This is a genomic window from Pseudomonas sp. MPB26, assembly GCF_046605355.1.
In the GTDB taxonomy this organism is placed as follows: domain Bacteria; phylum Pseudomonadota; class Gammaproteobacteria; order Pseudomonadales; family Pseudomonadaceae; genus Aquipseudomonas; species Aquipseudomonas cedrina.
Genome location: NZ_CP176793.1, coordinates 88,140 through 103,948 on the forward strand (window position 1 = coordinate 88,140; position 15,809 = coordinate 103,948).

Here is a 15,809-nt window from a genome sequence, read left to right on the forward strand (position 1 = left end):
CCATGAACGCAAGCGATGGGATCCGCGTCACGCTCAGCGAATTGATCGAGATGCGCCATCGCGTGCGCGAAGTGCAATTGTTCTCCACGCCAAGCCAGCGCAGCCCATTGATCGGCCTGCACCACTCCAAATTGCGCGGGCGCGGCGTCGACTTCGACCAGGTGCGCGTGTACCAGGCCGGCGATGACGTGCGCACCATCGACTGGCGCGTGACCGCGCGCACCCAGGAACCGCACACCAAACTGTTCCATGAAGAACGCGAACGGCCGATCTTCATCATGGTGGAACAAAGCTGCCGGCTGTTCTTCGGCTCGGGGCAGATGTTCAAGTCGGTATTGGCCGCCCAGGCGGCGAGCCTGATCGGCTGGGCTGCGCTGGGGCATAACGACCGGGTGGGCGGCCTGGTGTTCGGCGACAACGAGCACTACGAAATCAAGCCGCGCCGCAGCAAGCAAAGCCTGCTGCAACTGCTCAACCGCCTGGTGCGCGTCAACCAGAGCCTGAGCACCGAAAGCCGTCCCGAAGCCGACGCCCTCGGCATGGCCCTGCGCCGGGGACGCGAAGTGCTGCGCCCAGGCAGCCTGGTGATCGTGATCTGCGACGAGCGCGCGCTCACCGAAGGCGCCGAGCAACAGTTGAGTCTTTTGTCACGCCATTGCGACCTGCTGCTGTTGCCGATCTCCGACCCGCTGGACCACGCCCTGCCCGCCGCCGGGCTGCTGCGTTTCGCGCAGCGTGGCGCGCAACTTGAACTGGACACGCTGAACTTCGACTTGCGCCAGGCCTACAAGGCCCAGGCCGAAGCGCGCATCGCCCGCTGGGAACTGCTTGCGCAGAAACTGCGGATTTTGCTGATGCCCTTGAGCACCCAGAGCGAAATGGTCGAGCAACTGCGCGACTACCTCAACCCGCAACGCCCGGCTAAAAAACAATGAGCAGCCTTGACCAACTGCAACCGCTGATCGCCCCGCCGGCCATTGGCTTCTGGCCGCCTGCGCCGGGCTGGTGGCTGTTGTTGCTGATCATTCCCCTGCTGGGTTGGGGCTTGTGGTCACTGCGACGGTTCCTGCCGACCCGCCGCCCCATCGCCCGCGCCGAACAACCCTTGGACCCCTTGCGCATCGCCGCCCTGGCGGAGCTGGCGCTGATGCCCAAACCCTACGACGGCGCTCCGGCCGGCGCCTGGCTGCAGCAACTCAACGGCCTGCTCAAGCGCCTGTGCCGCAACGACTATCCCTACAGCCAGAGCCACACGCTCAACGGTCGCAAGTGGCTGGCATTCCTCGACAACCGCTGCCCCGCCGCCGGCCTGACTCGCTGGATGGTGTTGGTGGAGGGCGCCTACAAGCCCGAGTGCAAACTCGACGATAAGGCCATCGCCGGCCTGACCCAGGCCGTCGACACGTGGATTCGCAAACATGTTTGAGTTCGCCTGGCCGTGGATCTTCGCCCTGTTGCCGTTGCCGTGGCTGATGCGCCTTGTATTGCCGGCGGCCGACAGCGGCGAGCCCGCCTTGAAAGTCAGCTACCTCAGCGACCTTGAAGGCCTGGCCCGGCGCCGTGCCCGCGCCAATCTGCCCGGCTGGCGCCAGCAAGCGCCGTTCGTGGTGCTGTGGCTGCTGCTGTTGAGCGCCGCCGCGCGCCCGGAATGGCTCGGCGAGCCGCTGCCGATTGCCGCCAGCGGCCGCGACCTGCTGGTGGCGGTGGACGTGTCCGGCTCCATGGATTTCCCGGACATGCACTGGCGGGACGAGGACGTGAGCCGCTTGAGCCTGGTCAAACACCTGCTCGGCGATTTCCTTGAGGGCCGTGAAGGCGACCGCGTCGGCCTGATCCTGTTCGGCAGCCAGGCCTACCTGCAGGCGCCGCTGACCTTTGATCGGCGTACCGTGCGCACCTGGCTGGATGAAGCGCGCATCGGTATCGCTGGCAAGAACACCGCGATCGGTGACGCCATCGGCCTGGCCCTCAAACGCCTGCGCCAGCGACCCGCGCAAAGCCGCGTGCTGATCCTGGTCACCGACGGCGCCAATAACGCCGGGCAGATCGACCCGCTGACCGCCGCGCGCCTGGCCGCGGAGGAAGGCGTGAAGATCTACCCGATCGGTATCGGAGCCGACCCTGAACAGACCGGCTCCCTGGGCATTCTGGGGGTCAACCCGAGCCTGGACCTCGACGAGCCGGCGCTCAAGGCCATCGCCGAAACCACCGGTGGCCAGTATTTTCGCGCCCGTGATGGCGAAGAACTGCAAGCCATCAAGCAAACCCTCGACACACTTGAACCCGTCGAGCAACAACCCACCCAGGCTCGCCCGGCGCTGGCGTTGTACAGCGCGCCGCTGGCCCTGGCCTTGCTGCTGAGCATGCTATTGGTGATCCAGGAGCGCTGGCCGAACAACGCCTTGCAGCGGGCGTTCAATCGGCTGTCAAGCAAGGGGATTTTCCTGCAACAACACCCCGAATGGCGCCAGCGCCTCAAACGCCTGCGTTTGCGGAGGCGTCGATGATCGACCTGTGGCCGCATTGGTTCCGTCCGTGGTGGTTGCTGCTGTTGCCGTTGCTCGGCTGGTTGCTGTGGCAGTTGTGGCACCGGCAAAAACGCGCCGGGCGCTGGCAGATGATCCTGCCGTCGGCCTTCCACGGCGTATTGCTCAGTGGCGGCAACGGGCGCCAAAGCAAGTCGCCATGGGTGGTGCTCGGCATCGCCTGGCTGTTGACCGTGCTGGCGCTGCTCGGCCCCAGTTGGCAGCGGGTTGAGCAGTCCAGCCAGAAGCCGTCCGATCCTTTGGTGGTGCTGCTGGAGCTGACCCCGGAGATGCTCGCCACCGACAGCCCGCCGAACCGCCTGGAACAGGCGCGACGCAAGCTGTACGACATGCTGCAGGCACGCAGCGATGCGCAAACCGCCATCGTCGTCTACGCCGGCAGCGCCCACACGCTGGTGCCGCTGTCGGACGACCTGGGCACCAGCCGCAACCTGCTGGAGGCCTTGCGCCCGTCGATCATGCCCGAGCCCGGCCACCGTGCCGACCTTGCGGTTGGGAAAGCCCTGGGCCTGCTCAAGCAAGGCAGCCTTGGCCAAGGGCGCTTGTTGCTGATAGGTTCCTCGCTGTCCAAACAGGAACGCCAGGGCATTCGCCTGCAACTGCAAAGCGCCCAGGCGCCGAGCCTGTCGATCCTGGGCATCGGCAGCCGCGAAGGCACCCCGGTGACTCAGGAAAGTGGCGAGTTCCTCAAGGACGAACAAGGCGCGATCCTGGTGCCGCGCCTCGACAGCCCGACCCTCAAGGCCTTTGCCAGCGAAATGGGCGGACGCTACCGCGCCGCACGCCTGGACGATAAAGACCTGCGCCAGCTCGGCGTTCTCGACCCGCCACAAAGCCTGCGCAACGACGGCCAACGACTGCACCTGGACACCTGGGCCGACCAGGGTTACTGGCTGCTCCTGCCCTTGTTGCTGCTGGCCGCCTGCGCCGGGCGGCGTGGCTGGTTGTTCTGCCTGCCGCTGCTGCTGTTGAGCGCGCCCCAGCCCAGCTATGCCTTTGGCCTGCAGGACCTGTGGCTGCGTCCCGACCAGCAAGGCCAATACCTGCTCAAGCACAAACGCCCCGCCGAAGCGGCCGAACGCTTCCAGGACTCGCAATGGCAGGGCGTAGCGCTGTACGAAGCGGGCAACTATACCGAAGCCGCCAAGCGTTTCGCCGAGGGCAATGACGCCTATGCTCATTACAATCGGGGTAACGCCCTGGCCAAGTCCGGTGAACTGGAAGCCGCCATCGACGCCTATGAACAGGCCCTGGAAGCGCAGCCCGACCTGCAACCGGCGCTGAAAAACAAAGCCCTGGTCGAAACCCTGATGCAACAGCAGGCGCAACCGGAACCCCCTGCGCCGGCAAAAAACGAGGATGACGAAACCACCCAACCCGGCCAAACTGCGCAACCGGGTGCCAATGGGCAAAACGCCACGGGTGGCGAGCAGTCATCCCAAGGCCAAGGCGAGGCCGGCACCGGCGATAGCCAAACCGGCGCCACGCCCCACGCTGGCGGCAACGAAGTGCCCGGCAGCGAACTGGGCGATGAACAGACCACCACCCCGCCGCTGCGCCCGAGCGATGCCAGCCTTGATGGCGAGCAGCGCCAGGCCCTGGAGCAATGGCTGCGGGAGATCCCGGACAACCCCGGTGAACTGCTGCGCCGCAAATTCTGGTACGAACAGCAACAACATCAGGACAAGACTCGATGAGCCGCCGCACCACCCTACTGCTCCTGCTCGCCTTGTCGGCAGGCCACGCCCAGGCGGCGAACCTGAGCGCCAGCGTCGACCGTAGCCGCCTCAATTCGGGGGAAACGGTGGAACTGACGGTGGAGTCCAGCGATGTCACGCAGTTCGGCAAGCCCGACCTGTCGCCCCTTGAGGCACAGTTCGAAGTCAGCGGTACGCGGCAGATCAACCAGCTCACCACCCTGGACGGCGACAATCACGCCACGACGCGCTGGATCATCACCCTGTTGCCCAAGGAAAACGGCACGGTGATCATCCCGCCCCTGCAAGTGGGTGAGTACAAAACCCAGCCGATCAGCCTGCAAGTGGTGGAAACCGCCAGCCAGAACACCGCCGCTGAACTGGCGCCAGTGTTTGTCGAGGCCGACCTCGACCAGACCAGCGTCTACGTCCAGGCCCAGGCGCTGTTGACCGTGCGCGTGTACCACTCGGTGTCGCTGTATGACGACAGCAGCCTCACGCCGTTGCAGATTCCCGATGCACGCGTGGAGCAACTGGGCGAGTCGCGCACCTATGAGAAGGTCATCAACAGCATCCGCCACGGCGTGATCGAGACCCGCTACGCCATCTACCCGCAACACAGCGGCACGCTGGCGATTCCGGCCCAGACCTTCAGCGCGACACTCGTGGAATCGCGCCCGCCGCAAGAGAACACGCTGCAGGGCACCAAGCCGGGCAAGCTGATCCACGTCAGCTCGGCGCAGTTGCCGCTGGTGGTCAAGCCCAAACCGGCACTGTACCCGACCGACACGCCGTGGCTGCCGGCGCGCAGCCTGACCCTGACTGAAAGCTGGAACCCCGAGCCCGAACAGGTGCAAGTGGGCGACTCCCTCACCCGCAGTCTCACGGTCAAGGCCGAAGGCCTGTCCAGCGCGCAATTGCCGGCCCTGCCCAGCACCGACATCAACGGACTGCGCCGCTACCCGGACCAGCCGGTGCTCGGCAACCAGGCCAACGACCGTGGCCTGACCGGCAGCCGCGAAGACCGCGAAGCGCTGGTGCCCACCCGCGCAGGCCCGCTGGAACTGCCCGCCGTGGATGTGGTGTGGTGGAACACCCACGAAGACCATCTGGAACGCACCAGCCTGCCGGCGCGCACCCTGCAAGTGGCGGCCAACCCGAGCCTGGCGGTCGACACACCCGCCACGCCCACCGTGATCACCGCCCCCGACGACAACCACCTGTGGCTGTGGCAACTGAGCACCTTGCTTCTGGCCTGCACCACCCTGCTGGGCTTTGGCCTGTGGTGGCGCGCGCGCTGGCAACCCGCCGTGCTGCGCGCCGCGCACACCGGCCCAAGCCCACGCAGCCTGCTCGACGACCTCAAGCGCGCCACCCAGGCCAACGACCCCCACGCCACCCGCCAGGCGCTGGACGCCTGGGCGCGACAACAACCGGAAACCCTCGCGGACATGGCGGCGCGGTTCGTGCCGCTGTCGGATGCCTTGGATGGGTTGAACGGCGCGCTCTACAGCGAAGGTGGGCACTATTGGTTGGGTGAAGACTTGTGGCGCGCGGTGAAGGCGATTCCTATGGCCGAGCGTGAATTGGACACTGTAACGGATACCACCAGCTTGCCGCCGCTTTACCCCAAATAATCGTTCCCACGCGCTGGGAACGATCGAACGTCATACCCGAAGCAACACAACCGATTCCTGATTGAAACCTGCCCGGCGATAGGTCAGGTACTGATCAGGCGTCAATGTAATCCCGCTTTTTCGTATCGGTCATCGACCGTATAGGCGAAAATCATATCCGCATTATCGTAGTTGGTGCCTTTAGCCGTCACATGACTGTCATTATTGTCGTCCAACCGATGATCGCTACGTAACGCGCTGTAACCCTTCTCAGTGAAATCCTTCCACATCCCGGCCGGCGTTCCACGCCGAGCATCGCCACTGCTGGTAATACCTTCCAAGTCACCGTTGTCCGAATACTCACCACGGCTCTTGCCACGGGCGGTATGCGAGGTATCAATCCAGTTGAGTACCCGGGCGGCATTGTAGGCAGCGTCCGCCCTGGATTCGGGATCGGGATTGCTTGCAGTCCAGTCTCCCAGGCGCTCGTAAGCCAATTCACGATTGATATCTTTTTGATGGCCCAGGTTCTTCAGGATCGGATTGTCATCGATGATCTGTTCGGCACTGCGTCGATCCTCCGGCGCGCGCTTGACGTTTTCCTGAGGCACATAGTGCTGCTCCTTCTCACCCTTGAAAGCCACCGACAAAGGCGCGGCGTGCGGGGCATCGTTTGCGCGCATCGACTCCAACGAAGAAATAATCGCTTGGTGAATCGGGGAAATAGTCATCACGTAGTTTTCTCAACCAGTCATATCAGGATCCGCCATCTGGCGGGTGCGAGTGATGATTGGCGCATGAAGGATTTTCGGTTCCACATGCAGTGAGAAACCGCGGTTCGACATGGGTTGTTAAAGGCCAGCAATCCATATCCCTTTAATTTGCAGGAAGTTTCCTAGACAATCCCACGGCCTTGCGCCTGTTCAGTTCACTGGCTAGCCTTCGTTCCGTCGCTGCAGATCAGCGATCAGGGGTGAGATCCTGTGTTCGGGAGAGCCAAGTGTCACAACCGCGAGCAACATGCTCTATGGCGGCTGTGTGCGGGCAGACTTCGGTCTGACCGGGTTCTCCTGCCCCGGTAATCTCACCCCGCACATAGCTGCCACCTTTTGACGAGTGAGATCGGCAAAAGAATGGCTCCCAGCACTGCAGGAGCTTCATTACATGAACAAAATCGTCCCCGACCCACCCCGCTTCACCCCCGACCGCAAAATCTTCGAACGCGCCCTGAGCCACTACCTGCAACCCGCCTCAGCACCACCCTTCACCGTGCACCAAGACCTCAGCTTCGAAGACGCACTCGCGCAAATCTGCGACCTGCTGCGTTGCGCCGCCGCAACCGCCGCAAGCACCTGCCAGGCGTTGAGCGGCGAACAGCGCCACATGGCCGGCGCCACCGAGCACTTGATCAGCAACGCCAAAACCCTGGCCGACCGAGCGCTGGATTGCCTGCACACCGAGTGATCAGCTCACACACTTGGGTCCATTAACTGAAACGCCCTCACCGAGGCGAGGGCGTATCTTCAAGACGGATTTAAATCGCCAGGCATGTTCCCAGACACGCTACTTCGTAGGCGCACGGGTTTTAGCCGTTGCGCTATCACCAAGCTCCTCCTCAATACGAAGCAACTGGTTGTACTTGTTGTACTTGTTGTACTTGGCTACACGACTTTTAGGCTGGCTATCCGCACCCACTGCCGTTTTGTCGGTGGTGGGTGCCGATGGACCCTGGCCTTCGTTCGGGGCAACGTCTGCCGTGCCAAGTGACGATTCAACAGGTATATCCGCTTTATTAGCCATGATTATGTCCTCTGACAGTTAGTTAACACATCTTGATCATGCCCTCGGCCAACGACTTGAGAACCTGTGAAAATTCATAGGGTTAAATATTTTTCTAATCAAGGTTATTTCGAAACTGCCTTTAACCACTCATTCGCTTGATCGTTCCCACGCTCTGCGTGGGAATGCCGCCTGGGACGCTCCGCGTCCCGCCGAACAGCTCGCACAGGTGACGCAGAGCGTCACGGGATGCATTCCCACGCGGAGCATGGGAACGATCAATCAAACAACACATGCCCGCTCCCACATTGGATCTGAGTTGCCTGGGGCGACGTGGTCACATTCCGGGTAAACTCCCTTCCTTTTCACCGCCCTTCTCTGTTCATGGCGGTCATTCACTTTTCTGTTATTCACGGAGTTCGCCTTGCGTCTGTTCCACACCTCCGACTGGCACCTGGGCCAAAACCTTCACGGCCAGGAACGCGACTTCGAACATGCCTGTTTCCTGGCGTGGCTGCTGGGCCAACTCAAGGCCCACTGTCCGGATGCGCTGCTGATCGCCGGCGATATCTTCGACACGGTCAACCCACCGCTCAAGGCCCAGGAGCGGCTGTACGATTTCATCATCAGCGCCCACGAACAAAACCCCAACCTGACCATCGTGATGATCGCCGGCAACCACGACTCCGGCTCGCGCATCGAATTGCCCGCGCCGTTGATGCGCCGCTTGCGCACCCATGCCCTCGGCCGCGTGCTGTGGCTGGACGATGGCCAACTCGATGCCGAGCGCTTGCTGATCCCCCTGCCGGATGCCAAGGGCAAGGTCGCCGCGTGGTGCCTGGCGCTGCCCTTCCTGCGTCCGGCGGAAGTCACCGGTGCACACCTGGGCGACGACTACCAGCGCGGCATCGGCCAAGTGCATGAATGGCTGATCGCCGCCGCCAACGCCAAGCGCAAGAAAGGCCAGGCGCTGATTGCCATCAGCCATGCGCACATGGCGGGTGGCTCGGTGTCGGAAGACTCCGAGCGCAGCCTGATCATCGGCAATGCCGAGGCGCTGCCGGCCAGTCTGTTCGATAGAAGTGTCGCCTATGTGGCCCTCGGCCATTTGCACAAGCCGCAAAAGGTCAATGGCGAAGAACGCATTCGCTACAGCGGCTCGCCGATTCCGCTGTCTTTTTCAGAAATCAACTACAAGCACCAGATTCTCGACGTGACGTTCCAGGGCCAGGCGCTGGTCAGCGTCGAACCGCTGCTGATCCCCCGCGCCGTCAACCTGCAACGCCTGGAAGCCGCGCCCCTGGCCGATATTCTCAGACAACTGGCCGACCTGCCCGACGTCGACCTGCTGGCCGACACCCAGCGCCAGCCGTGGCTGGAAGTGCGCGTACGCCTCGACGAACCGCAACCCGACCTGCGCCAGCAGATCGAAAACGCCCTGGACGGCAAGGCCGTGCGCCTGGTGCGCATCGCCGCGGAATACGCCGGCAAACGCGGCAGCGACGCTACCGACGAAGAGCGCTTGATCGAACTTGACCAGCTCACGCCCCAGGAGCTGTTCAGCCGCGCCTGGCAGGACAGCTACGGCAGTGCGGTGGATGAACAGACCTTGAAGGATTTCGCCGTGCTGCTCCAGGAAGTGCAACAGGAGAGCGAACAGCCATGAAGATCCTCGCCATCCGCCTGAAGAACCTCGCCTCCCTGGCCGGCCCGTTCGAGATCGACTTTACCGCCGAGCCTTTGGCCAGCGCCGGTCTGTTCGCGATTACCGGGCCGACCGGCGCCGGCAAAAGTACCTTGCTCGATGCACTGTGCCTGGCGCTGTTTGGCGCCGTACCACGCCTGGGCGATACCGGCCAGGCGAAAATGCCGGACGCCGACAGCGATATCTCCATCGGCGACCCCCGCACATTGTTGCGGCGCGGTACCGGCGGCGGTTATGCCGAAGTGGACTTTGTCGGCGTCAGTGGCCGTCGCTACCGTGCGCGCTGGGAAGCCAACCGCGCCCGCGACAAGGCCAGCGGCAAGTTGCAGAACAGCCGCCAGAGCCTGATCGACCTGGACAGCGACCAACTGCTGGCCAGCCAGAAAACCGAATACAAAACCCAGCTGGAATTGGCCCTGGGCCTGAACTTTGAACAGTTCACCCGCGCCGTGCTGCTGGCGCAAAGCGAGTTCAGCGCCTTCCTCAAGGCCAACGACAACGAACGCAGCGAACTGCTGGAGAAGCTCACCGATACCGCGCTCTACACCCAGCTCGGCCGACGCGCCTTCGACAAGGCCAAGGACGCCCGGGACGTGCACAAGCAGTTGCAGGACCAAGCCACCGGCGTGGTGCCCCTCGCGCCCGAAGCCCGTGCCGAGCTGGACCAGCAATTGGACGCCGCACAACAACAGCTCAAGACCCAGCAAGCCCAGCTCAAGCAGTTGGAGTTGCAGCACACCTGGCTCAAGGAGCTGCGTGAATGGCAAGCGCGCCAACTCGCCGCCACCGAAGCGCTGCAGCAGGCGCAGGCCGAGTGGGATAACCAGGGCCAGCAACGCCAGGACCTGAGCCGCCTGGACCAGTTGGCGCCGCAGCGCCACCACTTCGCGCGCCGGGCAGAACTGCGCACCGTGCTTGAGCCGTTAGCCGCGCAGATTCAGCTGCATAGCCAACAACAAGGCGAATTGCATACCCGCCAGGAACAGGCCCAGCAACAACAAGCCATGGCGCAAGCCGCATTGGCCCAAGCCATGCAAAACCAGGCTGACGCCCTGCCTTTGCTGCGCCAGGCCTTTGAGGAGCAAAACACCCTCGCCCACTTGACTAAAGAACTGGCCAAGCGCACCGAGGACAAACAGCAGCATGAAAACGCCTGCCATCAAGGACAGGTCCAGCTCAATGGCTTGCTCGAAAAGCAGCGCCAGGTCGCCGAACGCCTGCAAGGCCTGGCCACCGGACTTGAACAGAGCGCCGCCCTCGCCCCGCTGAGCGAGGCCTGGAGCGCCTACCGCGACCGCCTGCAGCAGTTGATGCTGATCGGTAACCGCTTGAACAAAGGCCAGGCCGAGCTGCCGCAACTGGAGCAACGCGCCACCCACGCCGCCGCACAGTTCACCCAGCAACGCGAGGCCCTGGACCTGCTGTATCAGGAGGCCGGCGCCGAGCCCCATGCGGTGGCCGAACAGATCCAGCTGCTGGCCAGCCTGCTGCAAGACAATCGTAAACAGCAACGCGCTTTCGAAGACCTGACGCGCCTGTGGGACAGCCAGCAGCAGCTCGACCACCAGGCCAGTGTCCTCGCGCAGAAGCTTGCCGATGCCCACCAGCAACGCGAGCAACTGAACCAGACCGGCTTGCAGACCAAGGCCGAGCTGACCGTGGCCGAACAGACCCTGACGGTGACCAAACAGCTGCTGGAACGCCAGCGCCTGGCCCGCAGCGCCAGCGTCGAGGAATTGCGCGCGCGGTTGCAGGACGAGCAGCCCTGCCCGGTGTGCGGCAGCCATGAGCACCCGTACCATCAACCCGAAGCGCTGCTGCAAAGCCTCGGCCGCCATGATGAAAACGAGGAGGCCCTGGCGCAGAAAGCCGTGGATACGCTCAAGGAAAAACTCACTGAGCTGCGCGGTGAAGTGGGCGGCTTGATCGCCCAGCAGAAGGAATACCTGCAACAGCAGGAGCAACTGGCGGCGCAACAGCAAGCGCTCAAGCCGAGCATGGACGCGCACCCGCTGTGCGCGGCATTGCTCAACCAGGATGCGGCCAAGCGCAGCGCCTGGCTGGCCCAGCAACTGGCCCAACTCACCCAGAGCATCGCCCAGGACGAACAACGCCAAGGCGCCCTGCTCAACCTGCAACAAAACGCCGGGCGCCTGCAGCAGCAACTGCAAGCCGCCCAGGAAGCCAGCCAGCAGGCCCGCCAATTACTGGCAGACCAGCAACGCGAGCTGGCCAGCGACCGTGAACGCCTCGACCAGGAACTCAACGCCTTCGCCAGCCTGTTGCCTGCCGACACCCTGGAAGGTCTGCGCGCTGAACCTGCCGCCACCTTCATGCAACTGGACCAGCAGGTCAGCCAGCGCCTTGAACAGCTCGGTTATCAACGCGACGAACTGGCGGAGCAACAGGAACGCCAACAGGCGATAGAAAAGGAACAGACCCACCAGCAGCATCGCCAGCAACAACTCGATGCGTTGGTGCAGCAGGTCACCGAACTGGCCACCCAACAACAGGCGGCCCGGGAAAAGCTCGGCGCATTGCTCGGCGAACACCGCAGCGCCGAACAATGGCAGCAGCAGTTGGACCAAGCCGGCAGCCAGTCACGCCAGAGTGAGACCGACGCCAACAAGCAGTTGCAAGAGATCCACAACGCATTGGTCCAACTTGCCGCCGATCTCAAGGCCCAGCAGGAACGCCAGCAGGCGCTGCAGGCCGAGCAGCAGACACTCGACACGCGCATCAGCGAGTGGCGCGCCCTGCACCCGGAACTCGACGACGAAGGCCTCAACCGCCTGCTCGCCGTCGATGAGGCCCAGGTCAGCCAATTGCGCCAGCAGGTGCAGCACAGCGAAAAAGCCGTCGAACAAGCCAAGGTCCTGCTGCAAGAGCGCGAACAACGGCTCGCCGAGCACCAGGCCCTGCACAACGGCAACCTCGAAGCCGAAGCACTGGACAGCGCCCTGGCCACACTCAACCAGCAATTGGCCGAGGCTGAAAAAGCCTGCGCCGAACTGCGCGCGCGCCAATCCGAAGACCAGCGTCGCCAGGAGGCCAACCAGGCCTTCGCCGCGCAGATCGCCCAGGCTTATGACGAATGGCAGCGTTGGGCACGCTTGAATGCGCTGATCGGCTCGGCCACCGGCGACACTTTCCGCAAGATCGCCCAGGCCTATAACCTCGACTTGCTGGTGCACCACGCCAACGTGCAACTGCGCCAGCTGGTGCGGCGCTACCGCCTCAAGCGCGGTGGCAGCATGCTTGGCCTGCTGGTGATGGACACTGAAATGGGCGACGAACTGCGTTCGGTGCATTCGTTGTCCGGCGGCGAAACCTTCCTGGTGTCGTTGGCGCTGGCCCTGGGCTTGGCGTCGATGGCCTCCAGCACACTGAAGATCGAGTCGCTGTTTATCGACGAAGGCTTTGGCAGCCTGGACCCTGAGTCGCTCCAATTGGCCATGGACGCGCTGGATGGCTTGCAGGCCCAGGGACGCAAGGTGGCGGTGATCTCCCATGTGCAGGAAATGCACGAACGCATTCCGGTGCAGATCCAGGTCAAGCGCCAAGGCAATGGCTTGAGCACCCTGGAGGTCACGTGAGCGAGATACGGCTGTATTCGTTCCGGCGTTGCCCGTATGCGATGCGTGCGCGCCTGGCCTTGCGCTATTGCGGTGTGCCCGTGCGCATCATCGAGGTAAGCCTGAAGGCCAAACCGGTTGAAATGCTGGCGCTGTCACCCAAGGGCACGGTGCCGGTGTTGAGTGCGGATGGCGCGGTGATCGATGAAAGCCTGGCAATCATGCAGTGGGCGCTGGCACGGCACGATCCGGATGACTGGCTGCTGCAAGGCGATCCAGCGGTGTTGGCACTGATTGCCGAGAACGACCACAGCTTCAAGTATCAATTGGATCGATACAAGTACGCCGAACGTTATCCCGAACAGCCCATGGAAGATTACCGGGCCGCGGGCGAAGTGTTCCTGCGAAAACTGGAGCAATTGCTGGCCGAACGCGAGTACCTGCTGGCCGATCACCCGAGCCTGGCGGACATGGCCCTGGCGCCTTTTGTGCGACAGTTTGCCCACGTGGATCGGGAATGGTTCGCCGGTGCGCCGTATCCAAAGTTGCAGAGGTGGCTGGAGTGTTTTTTGAATTCGCCGCTGTTTATTAGCGTGATGGCAAAACCCCACCTGCTGACGATTTAACCCTGCACCAGGTTCAACAACCGCTCGCGGGCAATCTCCGGCTCGCCGTCCGCCAGTTGTACCGAGGACAGGATAGGAGCGGAATAAAGGACCAGGATGAGTGCCGCGAGTCGGAGTGCCATGCTGTCGATTCCAGGAGATAGGCGTCAATATTCGAGCGCCAAATTTAAACTCATGGCAATGTGATATCAATGATTTTATGCAGCAGATGCACAAACGCCAAACCACTCGAACGAGGCAGGCTTCGTTCCAGTGGTTTGGCGTCTGCGGGTGTGCAGGGTCAATCAGCGTTCACGGCTGGGTTTTGTGGTCCAGCGCGGCGTAGAAATTAGCGCTTTGTTGCAGGTATTTCTGGGTATAGGCGCTGGTGCTGGACGGCTTGCCGGAGACTTCCACGCTGGCCGCGGCCGGCAAGGCCACAGTGGCGGAAACGGCAGAAGCGGCAATGACGGAGAAAAGATTCAAGTTCATGGCGGTAACCCTCGTGTGCGTTTGGTTGAGTGGCCGGGGAAGGCCTTGGAACTCAACTTACGCCCGAGGGCTGAGTCTTAGAAATGCTTTGAAACACTAGCCGCCATCAATAGAATTAATAGCAGGGTTCAGGCCCCGTTGCGCGGGGCCTGCGGCTTATTGACGCACCAGGAACTTGAGATCGCTGGGCGCATCAATCGGCATTTTCTGCGCGGTTTTACCGAGCAGGCCGGTTTTAGGGTCGCGTTCGACCACCACGATTTCATTGCTCTTCTGGTTGGCGACCAGCAGGAATCTGCCGGTCGGGTCCAGGCTGAACTCGCGCGGATGGTCACCCTCAACGGAACGGCGTTGCAGCTCCTTGAGGTGCCCGGTGGCCGGGTCGATGCCGAACACCACGATGTGGTTGGCCGTGCCGCGATTGCTCACGTACAGGAATTTGCCGTCGCTTGACGCATGCAGCGCCGCACCGGCCTTGTCGGATACCGGTTGGCCGGCGGCGTAGTCCACCAATTGGGTCTGGGTCAGTTGGCCGTCTTTGTAGTCGAACACCGCAATCTGGGCGCTCATTTCGGTGGTCAGCCAGGCATGCTTGCCATCGGCGCTGAACAACAGGTGGCGCGGGCCGCTGCCAGGTGGCAGTTGCACCGAGGCCGGGTTGGCCGGCGTCAGTGGCAGCTCGTGGTTGGCCTTGGGGTCGTAGCGGTAGGCGAACAGCTTGTCAGCGCCCAGATCCTGGACAAACACGTAATTGCCATCCGGCGAGGACACCACCGAGTGCACATGGTTGGACGCCTGCCGCTCGGGATTCACGCGACTGGCCGGGTGCCCGCTCAGTTGCACCGGAGCCGACAGCTTGCCCTGGGCATCGACCGGCAGTACCGCCAGGCTTCCACCCGGGTCTTCGACCACCGAGTAGTTGGCGACGAACAGGTAGCGGCCATCGGCGGCGACGCTGGCATGGGTGGGCTCGTTGCCCAGGCTCTGCACCTGGTTGATCAGGGTCAGTTGGTGGTTGCGCGGGTCAATGCTGTAGCTGCTCACGCGGCCTACCGGGTCTTTCTGACCGGGACCATTCTCGTTGACCACAAACAGGTGCTTCTGGTCCTTGGAAAGCGTCAGCCATGAGGGGTTATCGGCCGTGGCCGCCAATACCGGGCGGCCTTGGAACCGGCCGGTGCGGCTGTCGAACTGCAGGCGGTAGATGCCTTCGCTGGTGCCGGCGGTGTAGCTGCCCACCAGCACTTCATACGTCTCGGCCGGTGCAGCCTGTACCGACATCGCACCGACACTGCCCGCCATCAGCAGGGGCCAGAATCTACGCATCATCCGCTTCGTCCTCATCGTTGTTGTTGTCGCCCTTGATCGCGCTCAGGCAGACCAGACGGTGTTCACCGTCCTCGTTGCTCAGCAGCCAGCTTTGCAAGCTGTCATCAAAGGTGGCGGCGTTCAGTTGATCTGGACTGAACGTCCAACGCTTGAGTTCCCGGCCATCCATGCTTTCGATCTGCAAGTGCTGGTCAAAGGTGAAGTCGAAGGCGTGCAGCCCATCGATGATCAGCATGTCGCTGGTGGTAAGGGCGGTGGTCAGGGGGGTGGCGGTCATGGTGGTCGGTCATTTACGAGGAAGGTCGCAATGATAGCGGAAACAGTCGCATGGACACAGAACCCAATATGGGAGCGGCGATGCGACGATTCGACTTGCTCGCGAAAGCGGTGTGTCAGCCATACATCTGTTGACTGAACCACCGCCATCGCAGGCAAGCCAGCTCCCACAGGGTTGGAATGTGTTGG

Annotated in this window: 15 protein-coding genes; 9 read left to right on the top strand and 6 right to left on the bottom strand. The window is 62.8% G+C overall.

The window, feature by feature from the left end; genetic code table 11:
• Positions 1-2 precede the first annotated feature (2 nt).
• Genes ACLH0H_RS00375 through ACLH0H_RS00395 form a run of 5 tightly spaced genes read left to right on the top strand, consistent with a single transcriptional unit; the run spans position 3 to position 5,880 of the window.
• The gene (locus tag ACLH0H_RS00375) at positions 3-935 is read left to right on the top strand and encodes a DUF58 domain-containing protein (protein WP_076954578.1); all 933 of its coding nucleotides are present in this window, start codon (positions 3-5) and stop codon (positions 933-935) included.
• Positions 932-1,426, top strand: coding sequence for a DUF4381 domain-containing protein (locus ACLH0H_RS00380; RefSeq protein ID WP_076954577.1), 495 nt, complete (start codon positions 932-934; stop codon positions 1,424-1,426). Before ACLH0H_RS00375 ends, ACLH0H_RS00380 begins: the two co-directional genes overlap by 4 nt.
• Complete coding sequence (locus ACLH0H_RS00385) at positions 1,419-2,507, top strand: vWA domain-containing protein (RefSeq protein WP_411380525.1); 1,089 nt, start codon at positions 1,419-1,421, stop codon at positions 2,505-2,507. Before ACLH0H_RS00380 ends, ACLH0H_RS00385 begins: the two co-directional genes overlap by 8 nt.
• Positions 2,504-4,243 (top strand): tetratricopeptide repeat protein, encoded by a 1,740-nt coding sequence (locus tag ACLH0H_RS00390; RefSeq protein ID WP_411380526.1) that lies wholly within the window; start codon positions 2,504-2,506, stop codon positions 4,241-4,243. Before ACLH0H_RS00385 ends, ACLH0H_RS00390 begins: the two co-directional genes overlap by 4 nt.
• A complete protein-coding gene (locus ACLH0H_RS00395) occupies positions 4,240-5,880 on the top strand; it encodes a BatD family protein (protein ID WP_411380527.1) in 1,641 nt (546 codons plus the stop codon). Before ACLH0H_RS00390 ends, ACLH0H_RS00395 begins: the two co-directional genes overlap by 4 nt.
• A gap of 101 nt (positions 5,881-5,981) precedes the next feature.
• Here ACLH0H_RS00395 and ACLH0H_RS00400 read toward each other — a convergent pair whose 3' ends face one another.
• Entirely contained in the window at positions 5,982-6,590 is a 609-nt protein-coding gene (locus tag ACLH0H_RS00400; RefSeq protein ID WP_411380528.1) for a hypothetical protein, read from the bottom strand.
• Positions 6,591-7,023: 433 nt separating this feature from the next.
• Between ACLH0H_RS00400 and ACLH0H_RS00405 the strand changes: the two genes are divergently transcribed.
• A complete protein-coding gene (locus ACLH0H_RS00405; protein ID WP_411380529.1) occupies positions 7,024-7,323 on the top strand; it encodes a DUF6124 family protein in 300 nt (99 codons plus the stop codon).
• 99 nt (positions 7,324-7,422) lie between these two features.
• On the opposite strand, the gene ACLH0H_RS00410 is transcribed toward ACLH0H_RS00405, so the two are convergent.
• Positions 7,423-7,659, bottom strand: coding sequence for a hypothetical protein (locus ACLH0H_RS00410; RefSeq protein WP_411380530.1), 237 nt, complete (start codon positions 7,657-7,659; stop codon positions 7,423-7,425).
• A gap of 403 nt (positions 7,660-8,062) precedes the next feature.
• Between ACLH0H_RS00410 and ACLH0H_RS00415 the strand changes: the two genes are divergently transcribed.
• The 3 genes from ACLH0H_RS00415 to ACLH0H_RS00425 are packed head-to-tail and all read left to right on the top strand — an operon-like array spanning position 8,063 to position 13,544.
• Complete coding sequence (locus ACLH0H_RS00415; protein WP_411380531.1) at positions 8,063-9,304, top strand: exonuclease SbcCD subunit D C-terminal domain-containing protein; 1,242 nt, start codon at positions 8,063-8,065, stop codon at positions 9,302-9,304.
• Positions 9,301-12,939, top strand: a complete 3,639-nt coding sequence (locus ACLH0H_RS00420) for an AAA family ATPase (protein WP_411380532.1) — start codon at positions 9,301-9,303, stop codon at positions 12,937-12,939. Before ACLH0H_RS00415 ends, ACLH0H_RS00420 begins: the two co-directional genes overlap by 4 nt.
• Entirely contained in the window at positions 12,936-13,544 is a 609-nt protein-coding gene (locus tag ACLH0H_RS00425) for a glutathione S-transferase (protein ID WP_411380533.1), read from the top strand. Before ACLH0H_RS00420 ends, ACLH0H_RS00425 begins: the two co-directional genes overlap by 4 nt.
• Here the strand turns inward: ACLH0H_RS00425 and ACLH0H_RS00430 are convergent.
• The 4 genes from ACLH0H_RS00430 to ACLH0H_RS00445 form a co-directional block, all read right to left on the bottom strand.
• Positions 13,541-13,666 carry a hypothetical protein gene (locus tag ACLH0H_RS00430; RefSeq protein WP_267903512.1) on the bottom strand — a complete coding sequence of 42 codons (126 nt, stop codon included), beginning with the start codon at positions 13,664-13,666 and terminating at the stop codon, positions 13,541-13,543. The two genes, ACLH0H_RS00425 and ACLH0H_RS00430, sit on opposite strands and share 4 nt — an antisense overlap.
• A gap of 169 nt (positions 13,667-13,835) precedes the next feature.
• Positions 13,836-14,015, bottom strand: coding sequence for a hypothetical protein (locus ACLH0H_RS00435; protein WP_076954567.1), 180 nt, complete (start codon positions 14,013-14,015; stop codon positions 13,836-13,838).
• Positions 14,016-14,171: 156 nt separating this feature from the next.
• Positions 14,172-15,344 (bottom strand): lactonase family protein, encoded by a 1,173-nt coding sequence (locus tag ACLH0H_RS00440; RefSeq protein ID WP_411380534.1) that lies wholly within the window; start codon positions 15,342-15,344, stop codon positions 14,172-14,174.
• The gene (locus tag ACLH0H_RS00445) at positions 15,334-15,621 is read right to left on the bottom strand and encodes a DUF5629 family protein (protein WP_411380535.1); all 288 of its coding nucleotides are present in this window, start codon (positions 15,619-15,621) and stop codon (positions 15,334-15,336) included. Before ACLH0H_RS00445 ends, ACLH0H_RS00440 begins: the two co-directional genes overlap by 11 nt.
• Positions 15,622-15,809 lie beyond the last annotated feature (188 nt).